This is a genomic window from Pseudofrankia sp. EUN1h (assembly GCF_001854645.1).
Taxonomy (GTDB): domain Bacteria; phylum Actinomycetota; class Actinomycetes; order Frankiales; family Frankiaceae; genus Pseudofrankia; species Pseudofrankia saprophytica.
In genome coordinates, this window is sequence record NZ_MBLN01000003.1 from 45338 (window position 1) to 64787 (window position 19450).

The window sequence follows — 19450 nt, forward strand, 5'->3', positions numbered from 1 at the left end:
GGGTCAGCTCAGTCCCCACAGCGCCTTGAACTGCACCGGGAAGCTGGTCGGGCCGTACCACTCGCCGGAGGCCTCGCCGTCGGCGGTCAGTTTCAGCCCGGAGACGTTGTCACGGGTGAACAGCCGCACGACCGAGTCGTACGCGGGCAGCGGCTTGTCGAGCATCAGCCGCAGCACCGCGTCGGCGTCCACCCAGCCCTGGAAGGTCGACGCCTGACCGGCGTCCACGTGTAGGAAGTTCTTCGACGCGAGCATCTGCAGGCCGGCGAGCTGCGCCGAGCCGGACGCGCCCTTCACCGACGTGAGTTTTCCGGCCTGTTGGACGCCGCCGAGCGTCGGCTGCAGGTACTGGTCGAACTCCGACAGGACGTAGTTCACGCCCGGGGTGCGCAGGATCGCGGAGCTCGTGGACGGGGCGATCAGCGGGAAGTTCGCCGACGAGATCGAGTTCACCGTCACCTTGCAGCCGGGGCAGTGGTCGGAGAACTCGTCCCTGGCGGCCTGGACGTAGGCCTGCGACGACGGCGAGTCGGTGCTGCCGTTGATGAGGACGTTCGCCTTGCCGCCGGAGTCGACGATGATCCAGTCGGCGACGGCCTTGAGCTGGGCGGTGCCGCCGCCCTCGACGTAGCCGAGGGTCTTGCTGACGGGGTGGGCCGGGTCGGCGATCTGGTTGGTGATGAGGACCGGGATGTTCTTCGCCTGCGCGGCGCCGAGGGCGTTGGCGGCCAGCGCGTACGGAATCGCGTCGGTGACGATCGCGCCGGCGTTCGCGCCGACGGCCTGGTTGACGCAGGCGGTGATCTGCGTCGGGTTGGCGCCGCCGTTGCAGATCTGCAGCGAGATCCCGACCGCGTCCAGGGCGCTCGCCAGCGCGTCTCCGATGATCTTGAACTGCGAGGACTGCTGGGTGACCGGGACGTAGTAGACGGTCTTGCCTTTCAGGCCGGCGACGCCGTCAAGCTTGGTGGTCGGCACCGGAATGCGGGCGATGGGCTCGAGCAGCTTGTCGACGGTGGCGGTCAGCGTGTCGTCGCTCGCCGAGGCACTCGCGGCACCGGTGGCCGAGGTGCCCGCGCCGTCGTCGTCCGAGCCAGAGGAGCCGCAGGCGGCAAGGACGACCGCGGTCGCTAACGCGGCGGCGGCCGCGACACCGTAGCGGGATAACGGTAGGCGGTCGGGGCGTCCCAGAGATGTCCGCATCGTCGGAGAACCTTTCGGGAGTGGTACGCCAGATTCGGGAGTGGCTCGGGCGGGGTCAGCCGGAACGCTGGTGCAGAAGGGTGGAGATCGTCACGGCGACCACCAGGACACCGCCGTAGAAGACGTTGGAGACCCAGCCGGCCACGCCCATCAGCTGCAGGCCGAGGATGCCGGTGGCGAGGAAGTAGACGGCGATGAGCGTCCCCAGCGGGTTGAACCGGCCGGGCTGCAGGATCGCGGTGCCGAGGAACGTGGAGGCGAACACCGGCAGCAGGTAGCTCTGCGAGACGGTCGGGTCGAAGCCGCCGGTCGCGGCGGTGGCGAGCACCCCGCCGACGCCGCTGATCAGGCCGGCCGCGACGAACGCGCCGAAGCGGATCCCGTTCACCCGGACCCCGGCGAGCCGGCTGACCTCGCGGTTCGCCGAGACGAAACGCATGTTCCGCCCCAGCGGGGTGGCCAGGTGGACGTAGGCGAACGCCAGCATGAGGGCGACGCCCTCGTAGAAGCTGACCGGCAGGCCGCCGACGTCGAGCAACGAGATCTTCGAGAAGTCGCTGGACAGACCGCTCACCGGCGTCAGGTTGCTGACCCACAACGCGACGCCGAGCAGCAGCGTCCCCATGCCGAGCGTCACGACGATCGTGTTCACGCCGAGGCGCACGATCAGGGCGCCGTTGACCGCCCCCACGACGGTCGCGACGACGATCGCGACCAGGCTCGCGAGCCAGACGTTCCAGCCATGCTGGACGGTCAGCACTGGCACGAGGATCGCGGCGAGGCCGAAGACCGACGGCACCGACAGGTCGACGAACTCCCCGATGCAGATCGTGCACAGCAGCGCCGCGGTCAGGAACACCAGTGCCTGCTGGCTTCCGAAGATCGTCTGAAAGGTGCCGGTCGTCAGGAACCTGTCCGGCTCGGTCAGGCCGTAGACGCCGATCAGTAGCAGCCAGACGCCGACGACCGCGAACCGGGCTCCCTGGTACCCCCAGGAGTGCCCATGCCCATGCCCATGCCCGGGATGGCGCCCCCGGCCCTGGGCCCGCCCGGGCCAGGGGCCGGCGCCAGAACGCCCGCGCCCGGCCGAGTCGGCGTCCACGGGAGCCGAGCCCGCGGGGTCGGCTCCCGTGCCCGTGGCCGGGAGCCCGGTGCCCCGAGGCGTTCCCTGCTCAGGGGCCGCGGTGGTCACGGCGTCTCCGACCGCTGTGGGCCGACCAGCTCCGGCTCACGTCCGGCCTCGGCGGCGGAGCCGGGGTCGAGGCCGGGGGCCGGGCCGATCTTGGCGTAGCCACGGACGTCCGGGAACGGCGGGGTGCGGTTCGCCTGCAGGTCGACCTGGAAGGTATTGAGCAGCATGGCCAGCATCGAGAAGTTGCCGAGGCAGCCGATGAGGTCCACCAAGCCCTGCTCGCCGAACGCGGCGAGCCCGGCGGCGAACGTCTCGTCGCTGACGAAGTGCCACTCGAGGATCTCGGTGGCGAACTGGTGGAGCAGTTGCTCGTCGGCGGCCGGGAACTGGGGGTCCTCGCGGCGCGCGAGCCGTTCCAGCCCCTCGCGTGACACACCCACCTCGACCGCCTTGTCGACATGGGCGTTCCACGAGTACTGGGCGTCGAAGTGGCGCGCGGCGATCAGCAGGGAGAGTTCTCGCAGCCGTGGTGAAAGCGCGGACTCGAACCGGCAGTAGGCACCGAGCGCCTCTACCCGCTCACATAGCTCGGGGCTGCGCAGCCAGACCAGGAAAGGGCCGCGCGTGCCGCCGCGCCGGGCGGTGATCCGCTCACTGATCTCCGCCTGCCGCGGGGTCATTTCCTGAATAGGTCCCAAGCGCACCTGCATCCTCCTTCAGATGATCTTGACAAGAGTTCCCATAAGGGTTCCCAAACGGCTCGGAGCTGTCCAGGGGAATCTCGCCGAGCTGGTTCCCGTCGGCGAAACATTAGGCTTCGGGTTGTGCGCTCGCGGCCCCTCACCTGCGCCTTCTACGGTCGATGGCGGCCCGCGCGTCGAAGCAAGGACTCACCGAGCCGACGCCGGATCTGGGAGGAGCCCCGGTGACCATCATCAAGGCGAGCCAGGTGGAACGGCTCGACCGCGGTGGGAGCGTCCGCACGCTGCCGCTCATCACCCGCGCCAGCGCGACCGAGCAGATCACCCTCACCTCCGGAATCAGTACCTATCCCGTGGGGACCGGAGCGCCGCTGCACACCCACAACTGCGTGGAGCACGTGACGCTGCTGTCCGGCGACGCCGAGGTCGAGATCGACGGGAAGACGACCCGCCTCGAGCCGTTCGACACCACCTACGTCGAGGCCGGCATCCCGCATCTGTTCCGCAATGTCGGCCAGGTTCCGATGACGATCCTGTGGGTCTACGACTCGGCCTACGTCACCCGCACGTTCGTCGCCACCGGCCGCACCGTCGAGCATCTGTCCGACCACGACCGGATGGTCGCCGACTGAGTTCTCCCGACCGCCGGGAAACCGGCCGGGAAAACCGGCCGGGCAGGGCGGCCGGCCTGGCCGCGGGAATCGGGCGACCGGTTCCCGCGGCCGGGTTCACAGGCCCTCGGGGACCGGGGCGCCGAGCGCCCGCGCCTGCCCGACCAGCTTGGCGACCAGGCCCGGCGCCAGCGGCACCCCGTTCGTGAGCCGCTCGGTGAACGTCCGCGCCCCCCGCTCGCCGGGGACCAGCAGCTCCCGGTCCGGGTCGCTCGCCGGCAGCGCCTTGATCGCGTCGACGGTCTCGTCGACGATCCCGCGGAACCGCTCGACCGGGACGAACGCCGAGATGTCGACCGCTACCAGGACCGCGTTCTGCCTGTGCCGGCGGCCCTCCGGCGTCCCCGAGTGGTAGGACGACACGATCGGGTTGGCCGCGAGGCCGCTCGCGAGCAGTTCGAAGACCAGCGACATCCCGGCGCCCTTCGCCCCGCCGACCGGCAGCGGCACCGCGGCCTCGGCCGGGTCGGTCGTCGGCCGGCCGTCCTTCGTCAGTGCCGCCCCTTCGGGCAGTGGCGTCCCGGACGCCTTGTGCTGGGCGATCCGGCCGAGCGCGATCACGGCGGTCGCCATGTCCAGCAGCACGGTCGGGTGCCGGCCCGCCGGGATGGCCACCGACAGCGGGCTCGTCGCCACCCCGGCGCCGGTGGAGCCGGGGTAGGCCATGTTCGGCACGCCGGCGACGATCCCGAGACCGGCCATGCCGTAACTCGCGGCGCGCTCGGTGTAGTAGCCGATCGCGCCGGTGTGGACCGTGCCGCGCACGGTCACCCAGGCGACGCCGGTCGAGCGGGCCATGCTGACGGCCTGGTCCATCGCCAGCGAGAGCGCGACCGGGCCGGGCGCGGCGTCCGCGTCGACGACGGCCACCGCCGAGCGCAGCTCGTCGACGGCGATGGTGGGCGTCGGGTTCGCCTCGCCCTTCTCGAACAGTTCCAGGTAGCGGGGCACTCGGGAGACGCCGTGCGAGTCGACGCCGCGCAGGTTCGCCCAGACGAGGACGTCGGCGACGGTGTCGGCGTGCTCCCGGCTGGTGCCGGCGGCCACGAAGATGTCGCTGACCAGCGTGCGCAGCGTCTTGTCCGGCACGAGGGTGCGGGGGGCTGCCATGAACGCTCCAGACGGGTAGACAGGAAACTTCCAGGTAACGGGCGGTAACGGACGCGGGCCCGCCCGCGGGCATCGCGGGTCGCGGCGGTTATCGGGTGAGGCGGACGTCTACCAGCGCGGTCGTGCCCGAGCGGACGGACGCCAGGGCGCGCGCGAGCGTCGGGCGCAGGTCCGCCGGGTCGGTGACGGTCGCGCCGAACATGCCGAAGGGGCCGACCAGGGCCGCGAGTTCGGGTGCGTCGGGCAGGTTGACGCCGCGGAAGTCGTTCTCGGTGACGGCGGCGCCGTCCGGGTAGAAGCGCAGGTGGTTGAGCTTCATCGACCGGTACTGCCCGTTGTTGAAGACGACGACCAGGATCGGCAGGCCGAGGCCGCGCGCGGCCGCGAACGACTGGATGATCGGGTTGTAGAGCAGCGAGCCGTCGCCGACCGTCAGCGCCACCTCTCGGTCCGGGTCGGCGAGCTTCACACCGAGCGCCACACCCAGCCCCTGGCCGAGCCCGCCCTGCACGTAGCTGTAGCGCAGCGGCTCCTCGGCGCGCAGGTGCTCGGCGACGACCCGGCTGTGGGTGATCGTCTCGTCGACGACCGCGGCCCGCCCGTCGAGCAGCTCGCGCAGCGCCGCCGCGACGTCCGCCGCGGCCAGCCCGCCGCCCGAGTCGGCCGCGCCACCGGCACCGGCCGGGCCGCCGGCACGGGTCGCCGCCGGCGACGGCGTGGCGAGCTGGGCACGCCGGGCCGCGACCCGCTGCTCGTCGACACCCAGCGCCTTGATCTTCGCGCTGAGCGCCCGCAGGGTGGGGCCGACGTCGCCCTCCAGGTACTGGTCGGCGCCGAGCACCTGGTAGGCCATCACCGGCCGCTGCGGCACGTCGTCGATCACCAGCACCTCGGCGTCCGCGGGCCGGTTGCTCGGCGGGTACCAGGGCGCCCGGCAGCAGGCGAGCACGATCAGGTCCGCGTCGCGGGTGAGCGCCCCGGCCTCGCCGCCGCGGTGCAGCGGGCTGGTGCGCGGGAAGTTCGCGCACACCGCCGACTGCGGCTCCACCACCGGGACCGCGAGCAGCTCGGCGAGCTCGACCAGCGCCCCGAACCCGTCCGGCGCCCGCCCCACCGACTCGGTGATCAGCACCGGCCGTTCGGCGGCCAGCAGCCGGCGGGCGGCCCGCTCCAGCTCATCGTCGGTGCTGACCCGCCGCCCCGCCGGCGCCACCGGCCGCACGTCCGCCCGGGCCGCGTCCCAGGGCGCGAGCAGCACCTCGACGGGCACGTTCAGGTACACCGGCCCGGCGGGCCCGCGCACCGCCAGCTCCGCGGCGCGCACCACCGACCCGTACAGCGTGCCGACGTCGCCGACCTGCGACGACCACTTCACCCACGGTGCCGCGAACGCCTGCGGCCCGCCGACCATCGACAGGTTGCGGTACCACTGCGACCCCGGGTCCACGGCGCCCGCGCCGGCCGACAGACCTTCGCCGTAGGTCAGCGACTCGGCCGAGCAGACGACCATCCCGGCCCCGGCGAGCAGCGCGCCGTGGATGCCGCAGKCACCCTGCAACAGGCCGGGGCCGGCGTGCAGCAGCACCAGCTGCGGGCGGCCGGTGACCAGGCCGTAGCCGGTCGCCATCGCCACGGCGAGCGTCTCGTGCATGAGGTCCAGGTAGCGGGGGCCCTCGGCGCCGTCGCGTGCCTGGCGGGCGAGCGCCTCCCACACCGGGGCCCACTCGGACCCCGGCGAGGAGAAGATCACGTCGACGCCGAGGCTTCGGCAGGCGGCGAGGATCGCCTCGCCGCCGTCGGCCCGGTCGACCCCCGCCCGGCCGCCAGCCGCGCCGCCGGTGCCCGGACCGGTCACGGGGCCGGCTCCGCGACCGAGGCGGCCTCGGCGGCGACCGGCACCGGCCAGTCGAGGCACTCGCAGATCCCTCGGCCCATGACCCATTCGAGCTCCTCGGCGGTGAGGCCGAAGTGCTCGGTGAACTGGGCGATCGTGTCGGCGTAGGTCAGGCCGTGGCCCATGAGTCGGGTGAGGTCGGTACCCCAGAAGCAGCGCTTCGGGCCCATCGCGTCGACCATCTCTCGGACGTACTTGGCGAGGTTCAGATTCGGGAACGGGTGGGTCGAGTAGCCGGGGATCGCCGAGACCTTGACGTAGATGTTCGGGTGGACGTGCAGGTCGGCGGTCTCCTTGACCCAGTAGCCGATCGCGTCGTCGACGCAGCGGGCCATAATCCCCATGTGGTCGATGATGATCCGCAGCTCGGGGTGGCGGGTGGCGATGGCGCCGAGCTCGGCCTTCCAGATCGGGGCGTGCACCATCGTCCGGATGCCGAGCTCCTCGGCCAGCGGCCAGTACCAGTCGTTCGTGCCGTCGATCATCCAGTTCCGGTCGATCGGCCGGTGAAACGTGAGGCGCGTGCCCTTCACATACGGGTTCTGCGCGAAGTCCCGCATCATCGCCGCGCCCTCGGCGGGCTTGTTCTGCGGAATCCGCGCCATCACGCCGAACCGGTCCGGGTACGCCGCGCAGGCCTCGAGCGCGTAGTCGGTCCGGTCGCCCTCCCAGCTTGGCGGCAGGATCAGCGCCCGGTCCACCCCGGCGGCGTCCATCAGGCTCAGCGCCTCCTCGTAGGAGAACGCCTCCTCACGGTGCCCGTTGAGCCGGATCCGTTCCCGGGCGCCCGGGACCCAGGGACGGTCGGGCGTCTCTTCCTTCCAGATGTGGATCTGGGAGTCGACGATGAACATCGGTGCGGTTCCTCGCTTCGCTCGGTGGAGGCGGACTGGACCTTGGAAACCAGCCCGGCGGCGGACGGCCGGGACGGCGCGACGGCGGCGGTTCGGGGACCGGCGGCTCGGCGATGGCGGTTCGTAGCGACGGCGGTTCGGGGCGATGGCGCGCGGATCGCGGCTCAGGCGACGGCGGCCAAGCGGTCGACGACGTGCTCGGCGATCGCGAGCGACGACGTCGCCGCCGGCGACGGGGCGTTGCGGACCGCGGTCACCGGGCCGAGGCGGCTGATCCGGAAGTCGTCGACGAGCGCGCCGTCGGCGTCCACCGCCTGCGCCCGCACGCCGGCGGGAGCGCGCACGACGTCAGGGGCCCGCAGCTCGGGCACATAGGCGCGGGCGGCGGCGACGAACGCCCGTTTGGACAGCGACCCGCGCAGCTCCCGCGCCCCGGCCCGCCAGTGCTGGCGGAACAGCCGGCGGGCCCCCGGCCAGCGCAGCACCGCCGCGAACTCCCGCGGGCTGACGTCACGGCGTCGATATCCCTCGCGGGCCGCGGCGAGGACGGCGTTGGGGCCGATGTCCACGCTGCCGTCCACCCGCGGAGTCAGGTGCACGCCGAGGAACGGATAGGCCGGGTCCGGCACCGGATAGACGAGGCCGCACACCAGGCCCGCCCGCTCGGGGACAAGCCGGTAGTACTCGCCGCGGAACGGTACGATCGCCGGCCCCGCGTCATCACCCGCGAGCCGCGCGACGACGTCGGACTGCAGCCCGGCGCACAGCACCACCCGGTCGAACCGGTACCGCTCCTCGCCGGCCCGCACCGACACACCGTCGACACCGTCCGGGGTCACGGCGGCGACCGGGGAGGCGAACAGCACCCGTCCGCCGGCGGCGCGCACGTCGTCCGCCATCGCGCGCGCCACGGCCCGGTAGTCGACGATCGCGGTCGTCGGCGAGTGCAGCGCCGCGACGCCGGTGACGTTCGGTTCCAGCTCCCGCAGCGCCGCCGGGTCGAGCCAGCGCACGCCCGGCACACCGTTGGCCTTCGCCCGCGCCTCGATACCGGCGAGCCGGCCGCGCTCGACCCCGTCGCGGGCCACGACGACCTTGCCGATCTCCTTGAACACCAGCCCGTGCTCGGCGCAGAACTCGCGCAGCAGCCCCGCGCCGCGCCGGCACAGCGTCGCCTTCAGTGAGCCGGGCTGGTAGTAGAGCCCGGCGTGGACGACCCCCGAGTTGTGCCCGGACTGGTGGGTGGCGACGTCGTCCTCCTTCTCCAGGACCGTCACCTCGGCGCCGAGCTGGGCGAGCCGGCGGGCGACCGCGAGTCCGACCAGCCCCGCCCCGACCACCCCGACCCGCCATCCCGACCCCGCCGGCAAGACCTCCGTCACCGGGCGCTCGGACTGGCCGTTCCGCTCGGCGTCCACGCTCACAGCGCGCCGCCGTGGCGGATCGCGACGGTCTTCACCCGGGTGTAGAAACGCGGACCTTCCAGGCCCTGTTCCTTGAATGGTGACCCGGAGTCGCCGAAGCCGCCGAAGGGCATGTGGACGTCCCATCCCGAGGTCGGCAGGTTCACCGAGACCTGCCCCGTGTTCGCCCGGTCGGCGAACGCGTGCGCCCGCGCCAGGCTGGTGGTGAAGACGGCGGCGGCGAGGCCGAAGGCCGAGTCGTTGGTCGCGGCCACCGCGGCGTCGAACCCGTCGACGACCTGGACGACGACGACCGGGCCGAAAACCTCCTCGCGCCAGATGTCCATGGTCGTCTCGACGTCGGTGAGGACGGTCGGGGTGACGTAGCAGCCGTGCGCGAGCGGCTCGTCGCTCGGCGCCTCGCCCCCGGTGACGACGTGGGCTCCCTGCGCCCGTGCCCGGCCGATGTGCTCCAGCACGTCGGCGCGGTGGCGGGCGGAGACGAGCGGGCCCATGGTGGTCGCCGGCTCCGCGCCCGGGCCGAGGCGCACCTCGGCGGCGGCGCGCGCCAGACCGTCGACGACCTGGCCGGCGACCGCACGATCGACGATGACCCGGCTGGTGGCGGTGCAGCGCTGGCCCGCCTGGCCGAACGCGGCGGCGGCGACCGTCGCCACGGCGAGGTCGACGTCCGCGTCCTCGAGCACCACCGAGGCGTTCTTGCCACCCATCTCGGTCTGCAGGCGCACGTTGCGGTCGGCGAGCCGCCGCTTGATCCGCTGGCCGACCGCGTTGCTGCCGGTGAACGACACGGCGGCCAGCCGCGGGTCGTCCAGCAGCGCGGCCTCGATCTCGCTCACCCGACCGGTCACCGTCGCGAAAACGCCGGACGGCAGGCCCGCCTCCCGCAATGCCTGTTCCAGGCGCAGGGCGACAAGTGGTGTCTCCGTCGCCGGCTTCAGAATCACCGCGTTTCCGGTCGCCAGCGCCGGCGCGATCTTTCTCGCCGGGGTGAGCAGCGGGTCGTTCCACGGGGTGATGAGGCAGACGACGCCGAGCGGCTCTGTGCGCACACTCGTCTGCGTTCCGGGCCGGGAATCGACAAGCAGATAGCCGTAGGGCGCACGTGCCAGGCCCGCGTAGTAGTCAAGAAAGTCCGCGGACTTCTCGACCTCGATGGTCGCCTCGGCACGGGTCTTGCCCATCTCGGCGACCAGGTCCGCGGCGACGTCCTCCCGGCGGCTGCGCAGGTTGGCCGCGCCCGCCGCCAGCACCCGCGCCCGCTCGAGCGGCGACGTGTCCCGCCAGCGCGCCGCTCCCTCGGCCGCCGCGTCGTAGAGGGTGGTGACCTCCGCCGGCGACATGGCCGGTACCCGCCCCACCACCCGCCGCAGGTCGGCTGGGTCCAGCACGTCGATGAAGACGCCCTCGGGCGGTGACATGAGGGCCAAGCCCGGGCCTGTCGGCGCCGTTGGTGCCATGGGCTCCCGACCGTCCTCTCGCTCGCTACCGCGCCAGGGGCTGGTGCCCCGGCCGCTGATCGAGCACGATGGTAGGAGCGGTCCGCCGTCAGCGGACACACACAGAACCGCAAGCTAAGGTGTACGCCGCGGGCCACGACGGACGGCACGGACGGCGGGCGAGACGGTCCATGATGGGTTTCGTACGCCTGTCTATCCGCCGCCGGAGGATTTATGAGCCACGTCGTCATCGTGCATTACCGGGCGCGCCCGGGCGCCGAGCAGAAGGTGGCGGACTCGCTGCGCGAAATGGTCAGGCACACCCGGGCAGAGCCCGGCAACACCGCCTATCACGTCGCTCGGTCGCCGACGGATCCAGTGGTTTTCGCTATCTACGAGGAATACGTCGACGAGGCGGCGATGCGTGCGCACACCGAATCCGCGCATTTCGCCCGCTGGCTGCGCGAGGGCACCCTGYCGTACCTCGCCGAACGGATCCGCCACGACCTGGCCGGCCTCGACCCGGCCGACCACGCCAGCCCAGCGGGCCAGCCCGGCGCGGGCCGGGCGGTGTCACGAGACTGAGGCGGCAACAAAGCCGTCAGGCAGTCAGGCAGCCGGACCCTCAAGGAGGTCAACGATGGTCGACATGCTCGAAGCGGACGCCCGGGTGGCGACCGACGCCGCGCCGCGCTACCTCAAGCAGCTCGCCTCCCACCTCGGCCGGCACTCCGAACCGGTCGAGACTCCCCACGGCACCATGCTGACGATCGCCGGCGGCACCTGCCTGCTCACCGCCACTGGCGACGCACTCGTGCTGCACGCGACCGCGCCCGCGGCCGAGGACCTCGACCGCGTCAAGGACGTCGTCGGCCGCCACCTGGAACGCTTCGGCGCCCGCAACGAACTCACCGTCACCTGGACCTGACCATCCGGGCCTTCCCGCGCCCCGCGCTTCCCGCGGGCTGTGCATGCCGATAATGCCATCCGCCCTGGTCAGGGTGGCCGCAGCCGTTGGGGCCGGTGGCTGCGCGAGGATGCCACCTCATGGTGCTTCGGCTGACCTACCTCGGTGTCACGAACGCGTTCGCGCTGCTGCGCCTGCTGCCCCGCAGCGATCACGACAAGGACATCGAGATCCTCACCCTGCGACACCAGATCGCCGTGCTGCACCGCCAACTCGACGGCCACCGGCTCCAATTCCAACCCGCCGACCGCGCCCTGCTCGCCGCACTCCTGCACACGCTGCCGCGGCCAACCCTGCGCGACCTGCGRCTACTCGTGCGCCCGGAGACGGTGCTGCGCTGGCACCACACAACCTGATCGCCCGCTACCACGCCAGAGCTTCCCGCCCCAGACGGCGTGGCCGGCCCCGCACCGTGGCCTCGATCCGCACCCTGGTGCTGCGGCTGGCCCGGGAGAACAGCAGCTGGGGCTACCGGCGGATCCACGGCGAACTGCTGACCCTCGGCATCAAAGTCGCCCCGTCCACCGTCTGGGAGATCCTGTACCAGGCAGGCATCGACCCCGTGCCCGAGCGGACCGCTACCACCTGGGCCGGCTTCCTGCGGTCCCAGGCCCACGCGATCCTCGCCGCCGACTTCTTCGAAACGGTGACCCTGGCTGGGACCCGCCTGTACATCCTCGCGGTGATCGAACATTCCAGCCGCCGTATCCGGATCCTCGGCGCCACTGCTCATCCCACCACCGCGTGGGTGACCCAGGCCGCCCGTAACCTCGCCATGGACCTCCAGGACGCCRGCTCGACCGCCCGCTACCTCATCCGCGACCGCGACGGCAAGTACCCCGCCCTGTTCGACGCGATCCTGGCTGACGTCGGGATCGCAGTCGTGCGCAGCGGCGTCCGAGTCCCACGGATGAACGCGATCATGGAGCGGTGGGTGCGCAGCTGCCGCCGGGAACTCCTCGACCGAACCCTCATCTACAACCAGCGCCATCTCCTGCACACCCTGCGCACCTATGAGGCGTTCTATAACGCGCACCGTCCCCACCAGGGCATTGCCAACTCCAGACCGCTCCGGCCGCCGCCCGAACCGATCACCGCCCCGGACCGGCTCACCCACCTCGACATCCGCCGGCGCGACCGGCTCGGCGGCATCCTGCACGAGTACGAACATGCGGCCTGACCTGCCCGGACGTACTTTTCGGCAGGTACAAGGTCTGGAACCGCCAACGCAAGGACGAGGTCCTCCTCGACGTCGAGGACGTCGGCCTCGGGCACACCACCAAACTGCGCTGGAACCCCGCCGACGAATGGGTCTGGTCGGAGGAGACCGCCCACCCGGAGATCATCGACACCGAGACGTTCACCCAGGCACAACAACTCCTCGCCGGCCGGGGACGCGGCCCCGGCGACCAGAAGCGACCGCGCACCCGCCAGCCCTACGCGCTCCGGGGAGCGCTCTACTGCGGCGTTTGCGACCGCAAGATGCAAGGCCACACCGCCCGAGGCGTCGCCTACTACCGCTGCCGCTACCCACAGGAATACGCCCTCGCGAACACCGTCAGCCACCCCACCAACGTCTACCTCCGCGAGGACGCCATCCTGCCCGCCCTCGACAGCTGGCTCGCCCGCGCCCTCGCTCCCCCGCAGCTCTCCACGACTCTCGACGCCATGGTCGCGGCCCAGACCAGCACGACAGCCGATGATCTCGCCTGCGAACAGGCCCGACGGGCCATCGAGGACAGCAACGCCAAACTGGCCCGCTACCGAGCCGCGCTGGACGCCGGAGCCGACCCCGCAGTCGTCACCGGCTGGATCGCACAGGCCCAAGCGGAGAAGACCACCGCCGAGCGGGATCTCCGCGAGGCACGGCAAGGACAGGAGCGGCAGCTCACGCGCGAGGAGATCAGCAGCCTGGTCGCGTCCCTGGGCGAGGCAGCCAAGGCGTTCGCCGAGGTGGAACCAGTGGAGAAGACGGACTTGTACCGCCATCTAGGCCTACGCCTGACCTATCAGGTCGAGACCAACACGGTGAAGGCCTACCTGAAGATCGACGATGCCTACCGTGGGGTAATGGATCGTGTCCGAGGGGGGACTTGAACCCCCACGCCCGTTAAAGGGCACTAGCACCTCAAGCTAGCGCGTCTGCCATTCCGCCACCCGGACCGGTGACTCCCGGGCTCACCGCCCGAGTGCAAAGCAGATGCTACACGGTCTCGCAGGGTGCCTGTCGCAACCCCAGACCACGGCTGGATCAAGGCCCGACAGCGGCCAGCACAGGCATCCGACGAGGTGGTGGAGGCGTCCGGCGTGCCATCGGCGACACGTTGCGCGGCTGGGCGATGGGCGATGGGCCTAGCTCTGGCGATGCAGATCGGCGTCGGTAGCGCGCTGGTGATCGACAGCGTCGGACTGCTACGCGAGCTCACTGGCGCACTACGCCCCGTCAGCCCCTGGCTGCGTGGACGTGACGACAAGCGTGTTGTTCTGGTGGCGCTTCRCCAAGGACATGGCCTCATCGGCATGGTGAGCGTGCCCTTGGCGGTGACGGCCTTGGCGACCTTAGCGACGACCACCATGCCGGCTGGCCCCGATCGGGTGCACCCGTCCATCGCCGTGACAGGGCACGGGTACCGGCTCGCCCGCGGCTCGCGTCGCGTTGACGCCGAGAGCGGCCGAGGTCGCGCTGCTCTGGGTTGTCAGTGCTCTTTGCGGCCCCAGGCGGAGATGACCGGGAAGGCCGCGAGGTCAAGCCGGCCGCGTCGAGGTCCGCCAGGTGCTGGTCGATGTCTTCTTCCGTGGCCAACCCCGCGGCGGTCAGGTGGCTACGCGCCCGTTCGATCAAGGTGCGCTGGAGCCGGGCCGGGGCGGGGCCGGCGAGAGAGAAGCAGGCTTGGGCTTGGGCTTCGACGTCGGTGAGGCCGACGCCGCGGAGCCGGTGAGGAAGCGTGCGCGCATAGCCGAGGTCGGTGCGGCGGGCCTGGAGTGTCCAGCAGGCGTTGCGGAGCCGGTTCGCGCGGGCTTGGGCGGGGCTATCGCGTCGGGGCAGGCGAGAGGCTGGAGTGGGGGTCGGCGGACTCGATCAGTGGCCAGCCTCCTGGCCGCAGGGTCTGAGCCATTGTGCGCAGGGCCGGGTCGCGGCTGGGGGCGTGTTCCAGCACCAGGCGGGCATGCGCGAGGTCGAAGGCGCCCGGCGGGGCGGGGTCGGCTCCGATGTCGTGTAGGGCGACCTCGAAGGACAGGTCGCCGGCCTCCCGCAGAAAGGTCACGTCGACGACGGTGGCCAGCACACAGCCGGCTAGCCCGACGCGTCGGGCTAGCCATGCCGGCACGGTCGCCGCTCCCGCGCCGATCTCCCAGCAGCGACGCCCGGCAGCGACGCCCGGCAGCGACGCCGAGCCTGTCCAGGTGGCGGAAGGTGTTCGCGTCGAGCAGGGCGGCGAGCGTCTCGTAGTGCTCGCGCAGAAGCCTGTTGGCCGCCGGTCGCGGGGCGGCGCCGGCCACGTGATCGGTCACGGCGTGGCCTTTCCATCGCCGAAGTTTCTGCGCAGCGTCTCGCCGTTCGGGCTTCCCCCGAGGGCGGCTGAGATCTTGTCCCAGGACCAGCCCTGGGCGCGGGCCTCACGGACCGCCAGCGCCATCGCCGTCTGGGCGACACGGCGCGCGTCGACGGCGTTCTTCATCAGCTCCCCAGTCGTTACCACGCCAACAAGTGTGGCACATAATGTGGCACCAAACGAGGGATCGCGGATTCGTTGACCGCATACCTCCCATTCCGGAGAAGCACACGCCTCCGCAGCCCGCGCCTCATCGCCACCGGCAGGTCGCCGAGTCGTTCGGCCAGGGCGCCGCACGCTACGACCGCGTCCGGCCGCCCTATCCCGCCGATCTGGTGAACGCGATCCTTGCCGCCAGCCCCGGCCGCGATGTCCTCGATGTCGACTGCGGAACCGGCATCGAAGCCCGACAGTTCCAGGCGGCTGGATGCCGGGTACTCGGCGTCGAGCCCGACGCACGAATGGCCGCGTTCGCGCGGCGCGCTGGGATCGAGGTCGAGGAGGCGACGTTCGAGGTGTGGGATCCGGCCGGCCGGAACTTCGACGCGGTCATCGCCGGCACGGCCTGGCACTGGGTCGACCCGGTCGCCGGAGCGGCCAAGGCCGCACAGGTGCTACGGCCCCGCGGCCTACTCGCGCCCTTCATCACGTGTTCCAGTACCAACCCGCGGTGCTGGACGCCCTTGCCACCGCCTACCAGCAGGCCGCACCGGACACGCCGGTCAACCTCGAGTCCCTGAGGCATGCCCTCGACGCCTACCAGACGCTGTTCACCACGATCGCCGACGGGATCCGCCAGGCAGACAGGCTCAGCGAACCGAAACAGCGACAGTTCGCGCGGGAACGCACCTACACCCGCGACGAATGGTTCGACCAACTGCCCACACACGGCCGCCTCAACCTGCTTCCACCCTGCGACTGGGACGCGATCCGCCGCACCGGGCGTGGTGACGGCCGGACTCAGCCTGCTAGAGGGTCGCGATGACGCTGGTGACGCGATAACGCGATGACGCTGGTGAAACGAACGACGGCCCACCGGCGGTCAGGCCTTGGCGTCCGACCAGCGGTCAACGACCGCGATGTCGACGACGAAGCGGACCGGGCTGCCGGCGGCCCAGTAGGCGGCGGTGGCGGCGAGCGCGTGCCGGGTCGCGGCGACGGCCTGGTCCGCGTGCTGCGCGGGGACGTGCAGGAGCAGCTCGTCGTGCAGGCAGAGCACGATCTCGCCGCCGAGCGGCCCGAGGGCCTGACGGACCGTCACCGCCCAGGCCTTGAACAGCTCGGCGGCGGCGCCCTGGACGACGGCGTTGCGCGCGAACCGGCCCCACGCCGCGCTCGCCCGGCCCAGGTCCAGGTCCGTGTCCAGGTCCGCGTTCGTGGCCCCCGCTCCAGCTCGGGCTCCCGCCCCGGCCCCGGCCCCGGCCCCGGCCCCGGCTCCGGCTCCGGCTCCGGCCATGTTCGTCGCCCCGGTCGTGGCGGCCGCGAGGGCGCGCAGCGGAATCCGACGGCCGCCGAACGTCCGCAGCGCAGCCTCGGCCTCCCCATCCGGTCGGGTCGGGGCCGGCCGGTTCTGGCCCACAACGGCGACGGACGACGGGCGCTGGAGCGCGGCGCCGGGCGGCGGCGATGTCGGCTCGAGCGGGCGGCCGAGGGCGGCGGCGCGGCCGGCGGCGTCAGCCGCGTCCAGATAGGCCAGCGCCACCGGGTAGGTCTCGCGCATCTGGCGTAGTGCCTGGCCGGCGGCGCCCGTCGTCTGGCCGTACATCGCGGCGAGGACCGCGACCTTCGCCGTCGGGCGGTCGACCCCGAGCCGGGCCGCGACCGGGGCGTACAGATCGTCCTGCGCGGTCGCTTTCGCGAGCTCCGGGTCGCCGGAGACGACGGCCAGCACCCGCGGCTCGATCTGGCCGAGGTCGGCGCGCACGAACCTGTACCCAGGCTCCGCGACCACCAGGACCCGCAGGTCGGCGGGCAGGTTGTGCAGCCCGGCCGCGGCGGTCATCCGCCCGGCGGCGCCGTCGCTGCCATGCCACTCGCCGCGCAGCCGGCCGTCGGCGCCGACGTGGGTGTCCAGCCAGCGGAAACCGTAGGTCGTCGCGATCCGCTCGGCCTTGCGCCAGGTCAGCAGCTCGTCGACCACCGGGTGTGTCCCGCGCAGCGGCGTCAGCCGCCCCGCCCTGGTATCGGGCACATCGATCCCCAGCGCGGCCAGGCCCGCCCGGATCGACGCCGGGTTGCGCAGGTCGACCGACGAGCCGAGATGCCGCAGCACCGGGGCGTCCCGCTCCCGCCGCGCCGCCGCCTCCCCGACGGCGTCGCGGGACCGCGGCCCGACGATCTCGCCGATCGTCACCTCGGCCGTCGCCCGGTCGACGGGCAGCCCGACGCGCCACAGCTCGTGGGCGAGCAGCTCGGCGGCCGACTCGGCCCGCGCCGTCAGCACCGCGAGCGGGAGCCGGCCCGGCCGCGTCCGTGGGTCGGGCAATGCCCGCAACGCCTCCTCCTGCGCGGCCATCACGACCAGCGCGAGCCGAGCGAACCGCCCCGCCCTGGCCAGCCGCTCACCCAACCCGCCCGCGGCGGTGCCGCGCAGCGTCTCCTCGACCCAGCCCGTCCGCAGCTGCCCGTCCGGCCCGACCGGGTCGTCCGCCTCCGGGTCGTCGGCGTCCTCGTCGTCGACGATCGCGAGCAGGTCGAGCTGCCCGTCCCGCCGCGGCCGGTGCGGCGCGGGCGGGACCGGCAGGCCGCGCACAGCCGCCCACACCGCCCCCGGATCGTCCCGGTGCCCGCCGCGCAGCACCCGGTGCACCGCCGCCAGGTCCCAGCACAGCGCCGGCCCGCCACCGCCGACCCGCACCGCGCCACCGACGCCGGCCGTCAAGGTCAGCGGCGACCCCGAGCCTCGCGTCGACCACCACACCCAGCGGGGCCCGACCGCGGCCTCCACCTCCGCCAGCAGCCCACCGGCCTCGGCCGCCTCGGCCCATCCCCCGCCGTCCCACGCCAGCGCCGTCCCGACCCCGGCGACCGTGACCACGGCCACCGCGTCCCCACGCCCTACCCCGGCCGCGCGCAGCACCTCGACCGCGCGGACGGCGTCACCACCCGATGCCGCCGCACCGGGGAGACGCGCTACCGAGGCCACACCCGCATGCTGCCGCACGCCACCGACAAACCGGCGCCGCACCTGCGCCGTCGGCGTCCGCCCGACGGCACGTGACCGATTGATCACCATCTCCGTGTCGCCGCGGTCGCGAACTCGGCCGAATCACGCCCGCGACGACACACCCGCGACGATCATGAGTGGAGGCGGGTGACCGCGGGTGCGGCGAGAGGTGTCAGCCGAGGTCGGCGAGGCGGCGAGCGGCGCCGGCGCCCTCGTGCTCGATCCAGGCGGCTGGCTCGGGGCCTGGCGGGGTGACGATCACGGTGTCGATGCCGAGCTTCGCGTAGTCGACCATGCCGTGAGCGAAGGCGTCGAGGTCACCCTCGCGCGGCGGCCCCCCGACGTGGATGATCGTCTTGCGGATCTCGGCATGGTCGCGACCGGCCTCGTCGCAGTGCCGGCGCAGCACGTCCAGCTTGTGCGCGATCTCCTCGACGGACGCAGCCGCCAGGTTGCAGGCGTCGGCGTACCGCGCCACGAGCCGCAGCGTCTTGCGCTCGCCACCCCCGCCGATCATGATCTCCGGATGGGGCGTGCGGACCGGACCGGGTACGCACCATGTCTCGGCGAGCTGGTAGTGCCTGCCCTCGAACGGCCCGTTGTCATCCGGGTCCCACATCTGCAGGCAGATCCGTAGCGCCTCCTCCAGGCGTTCGAACCGCTCGGCCGTCGGCGGGAACGGAACCCCGAGCCCCAGATGCTCGCGCTCGTACCAGGCCGCGCCGATCCCGAGCGTCGCCCGGCCGCCGGACAGGTTGTCGAGCGTCGTGGCGATCTTGGCCATCAGCCCCGGGTGACGGTAGGTGACCCCGCCGACGAGGGCCCCGATCTGGACCGTGGACGTGTGCGCGGCGAGGAAGCCCAGCGTCGTGTAGCACTCGAGCATCGCGTGCTCGGGCCCACCAAGCGGCTCCATCTGGAAGTAGTGATCCATCACCGACAGCCAGCCCACCCCGGCCGCCTCGGCGGCCGCGCCGACGTCGGCGAGCCGCGGTCCCAGCCCCGCCGGCCCGTCCGGATGATCGAACCCGACGATATGGATCCCCAACCGCATGTCAGCCTCCCGCCCGGAGCATAGGCACGCCCTCCCCCACCCACACCAGGGCCGAGAGCCGAGCAGCCAGGGCTCCGACGTGGGTCCGACCGAGCTGGGACTCGGCCGCCGGCGTCCCCTGGAGGGACCTCGGACATCGACTACAGAAGGTGCTCGGACGCACACGGCTGAACCGGCCGCAGGCAGCCGATCGCGGCCAGGGCGGGGTCATTCCACCCGAGGCCGGCACGCCCAGGCGGGGTGGCCGTCCACCACGACCCCTGGGCGAACGCGGATCGTGG

The 19450-nt window shown here is 72.4% G+C and carries 16 protein-coding genes, 1 tRNA gene and 2 pseudogenes; 6 read left to right on the forward strand and 13 right to left on the reverse strand.

What is annotated here, in order from left to right; genetic code table 11:
* Positions 1–3: 3 nt before the first annotated feature.
* The 3 genes from BCD49_RS03400 to BCD49_RS03410 are packed head-to-tail and all read right to left on the reverse strand — an operon-like array spanning position 4 to position 3045.
* Positions 4–1203 carry a sugar ABC transporter substrate-binding protein gene (locus tag BCD49_RS03400; RefSeq protein ID WP_007516066.1) on the reverse strand — a complete coding sequence of 400 codons (1200 nt, stop codon included), beginning with the start codon at positions 1201–1203 and terminating at the stop codon, positions 4–6.
* Positions 1204–1258: 55 nt separating this feature from the next.
* Positions 1259–2395: an ABC transporter permease gene (locus tag BCD49_RS03405; RefSeq protein ID WP_007516067.1), complete on the reverse strand. Its 1137-nt coding sequence runs from the start codon at positions 2393–2395 to the stop codon at positions 1259–1261.
* Positions 2392–3045 (reverse strand): carboxymuconolactone decarboxylase family protein, encoded by a 654-nt coding sequence (locus BCD49_RS03410; RefSeq protein WP_051466369.1) that lies wholly within the window; start codon positions 3043–3045, stop codon positions 2392–2394. Before BCD49_RS03410 ends, BCD49_RS03405 begins: the two co-directional genes overlap by 4 nt.
* 215 nt (positions 3046–3260) lie before the next feature.
* Here BCD49_RS03410 and BCD49_RS03415 point away from each other — a divergent pair, with 215 nt between their 5' ends.
* Positions 3261–3668: a cupin domain-containing protein gene (locus BCD49_RS03415; RefSeq protein ID WP_007516069.1), complete on the forward strand. Its 408-nt coding sequence runs from the start codon at positions 3261–3263 to the stop codon at positions 3666–3668.
* Between the two features lie 96 nt (positions 3669–3764).
* On the opposite strand, the gene BCD49_RS03420 is transcribed toward BCD49_RS03415, so the two are convergent.
* From BCD49_RS03420 to BCD49_RS03440, 5 genes are all read right to left on the reverse strand, one after another.
* Positions 3765–4817, reverse strand: coding sequence for an Ldh family oxidoreductase (locus BCD49_RS03420; protein ID WP_007516070.1), 1053 nt, complete (start codon positions 4815–4817; stop codon positions 3765–3767).
* An 88-nt stretch (positions 4818–4905) separates the two neighbouring features.
* Positions 4906–6672 carry a thiamine pyrophosphate-dependent enzyme gene (locus tag BCD49_RS03425; protein ID WP_071041137.1) on the reverse strand — a complete coding sequence of 589 codons (1767 nt, stop codon included), beginning with the start codon at positions 6670–6672 and terminating at the stop codon, positions 4906–4908.
* Positions 6669–7565, reverse strand: coding sequence for an amidohydrolase family protein (locus BCD49_RS03430; protein ID WP_007517356.1), 897 nt, complete (start codon positions 7563–7565; stop codon positions 6669–6671). The genes BCD49_RS03425 and BCD49_RS03430 overlap by 4 nt, the downstream gene beginning before the upstream one ends.
* A 164-nt stretch (positions 7566–7729) precedes the next feature.
* Positions 7730–8947 (reverse strand): L-2-hydroxyglutarate oxidase, encoded by a 1218-nt coding sequence (gene lhgO, locus BCD49_RS03435; RefSeq protein ID WP_241832245.1) that lies wholly within the window; start codon positions 8945–8947, stop codon positions 7730–7732.
* Positions 8948–8985: 38 nt separating this feature from the next.
* The gene (locus BCD49_RS03440) at positions 8986–10410 is read right to left on the reverse strand and encodes an aldehyde dehydrogenase family protein (protein ID WP_106410265.1); all 1425 of its coding nucleotides are present in this window, start codon (positions 10408–10410) and stop codon (positions 8986–8988) included.
* A 252-nt stretch (positions 10411–10662) separates the two neighbouring features.
* Here BCD49_RS03440 and BCD49_RS03445 point away from each other — a divergent pair, with 252 nt between their 5' ends.
* The 4 genes and pseudogenes from BCD49_RS03445 to BCD49_RS40180 all read left to right on the forward strand — a co-directional run bounded on the left by BCD49_RS03445 (position 10663) and on the right by BCD49_RS40180 (position 13492).
* Positions 10663–11013, forward strand: a complete 351-nt coding sequence (locus tag BCD49_RS03445; protein WP_083401224.1) for a putative quinol monooxygenase — start codon at positions 10663–10665, stop codon at positions 11011–11013.
* Between the two features lie 55 nt (positions 11014–11068).
* Positions 11069–11356, forward strand: coding sequence for a DUF2218 domain-containing protein (locus tag BCD49_RS03450; RefSeq protein ID WP_007517364.1), 288 nt, complete (start codon positions 11069–11071; stop codon positions 11354–11356).
* A 119-nt stretch (positions 11357–11475) separates the two neighbouring features.
* Positions 11476–12575: pseudogene (locus BCD49_RS43950) on the forward strand (integrase core domain-containing protein).
* A gap of 164 nt (positions 12576–12739) precedes the next feature.
* Positions 12740–13492, forward strand: a complete 753-nt coding sequence (locus tag BCD49_RS40180) for a zinc ribbon domain-containing protein (protein ID WP_269799866.1) — start codon at positions 12740–12742, stop codon at positions 13490–13492.
* Here the strand turns inward: BCD49_RS40180 and BCD49_RS03465 are convergent.
* The 3 genes from BCD49_RS03465 to BCD49_RS43055 all read right to left on the reverse strand — a co-directional run bounded on the left by BCD49_RS03465 (position 13474) and on the right by BCD49_RS43055 (position 15096).
* Positions 13474–13558, reverse strand: a tRNA-Leu gene (locus BCD49_RS03465). The genes BCD49_RS40180 and BCD49_RS03465 overlap by 19 nt on opposite strands.
* 866 nt (positions 13559–14424) lie before the next feature.
* Entirely contained in the window at positions 14425–14724 is a 300-nt protein-coding gene (locus BCD49_RS46305; protein ID WP_007517368.1) for a methyltransferase domain-containing protein, read from the reverse strand.
* Between the two features lie 180 nt (positions 14725–14904).
* The gene (locus tag BCD49_RS43055; RefSeq protein WP_131803359.1) at positions 14905–15096 is read right to left on the reverse strand and encodes a hypothetical protein; all 192 of its coding nucleotides are present in this window, start codon (positions 15094–15096) and stop codon (positions 14905–14907) included.
* A gap of 59 nt (positions 15097–15155) precedes the next feature.
* Here BCD49_RS43055 and BCD49_RS03475 point away from each other — a divergent pair.
* Positions 15156–15859 (forward strand): annotated as a pseudogene (locus tag BCD49_RS03475) (class I SAM-dependent methyltransferase); the annotation flags it as partial.
* 132 nt (positions 15860–15991) lie between these two features.
* Here BCD49_RS03475 and BCD49_RS03480 read toward each other — a convergent pair.
* Both BCD49_RS03480 and BCD49_RS03485 read right to left on the reverse strand, forming a co-directional pair.
* Positions 15992–18184: a DNA polymerase gene (locus BCD49_RS03480; RefSeq protein WP_007517373.1), complete on the reverse strand. Its 2193-nt coding sequence runs from the start codon at positions 18182–18184 to the stop codon at positions 15992–15994.
* A 103-nt stretch (positions 18185–18287) separates the two neighbouring features.
* Positions 18288–19169, reverse strand: a complete 882-nt coding sequence (locus BCD49_RS03485) for an LLM class F420-dependent oxidoreductase (RefSeq protein WP_007517374.1) — start codon at positions 19167–19169, stop codon at positions 18288–18290.
* Positions 19170–19450: the final 281 nt, after the last annotated feature.

Excerpts from the sequence above, each read along its gene's own strand:
- BCD49_RS03400 (WP_007516066.1), bottom strand. The coding sequence starts at position 1,203 with ATGCGGACATCTCTGGGACGCCCCGACCGCCTACCGTTATCCCGCTAC.
- BCD49_RS03410 (WP_051466369.1), bottom strand. The coding sequence starts at position 3,045 with ATGCAGGTGCGCTTGGGACCTATTCAGGAAATGACCCCGCGGCAGGCG.
- BCD49_RS03420 (WP_007516070.1), bottom strand. The coding sequence starts at position 4,817 with ATGGCAGCCCCCCGCACCCTCGTGCCGGACAAGACGCTGCGCACGCTG.
- BCD49_RS03430 (WP_007517356.1), bottom strand. The coding sequence starts at position 7,565 with ATGTTCATCGTCGACTCCCAGATCCACATCTGGAAGGAAGAGACGCCC.
- BCD49_RS03440 (WP_106410265.1), bottom strand. The coding sequence starts at position 10,410 with ATGTCACCGCCCGAGGGCGTCTTCATCGACGTGCTGGACCCAGCCGAC.
- BCD49_RS03450 (WP_007517364.1), top strand. The coding sequence starts at position 11,069 with ATGGTCGACATGCTCGAAGCGGACGCCCGGGTGGCGACCGACGCCGCG.
- BCD49_RS03480 (WP_007517373.1), bottom strand. The coding sequence starts at position 18,184 with ATGGTGATCAATCGGTCACGTGCCGTCGGGCGGACGCCGACGGCGCAG.
- BCD49_RS03485 (WP_007517374.1), bottom strand. The coding sequence starts at position 19,169 with ATGCGGTTGGGGATCCATATCGTCGGGTTCGATCATCCGGACGGGCCG.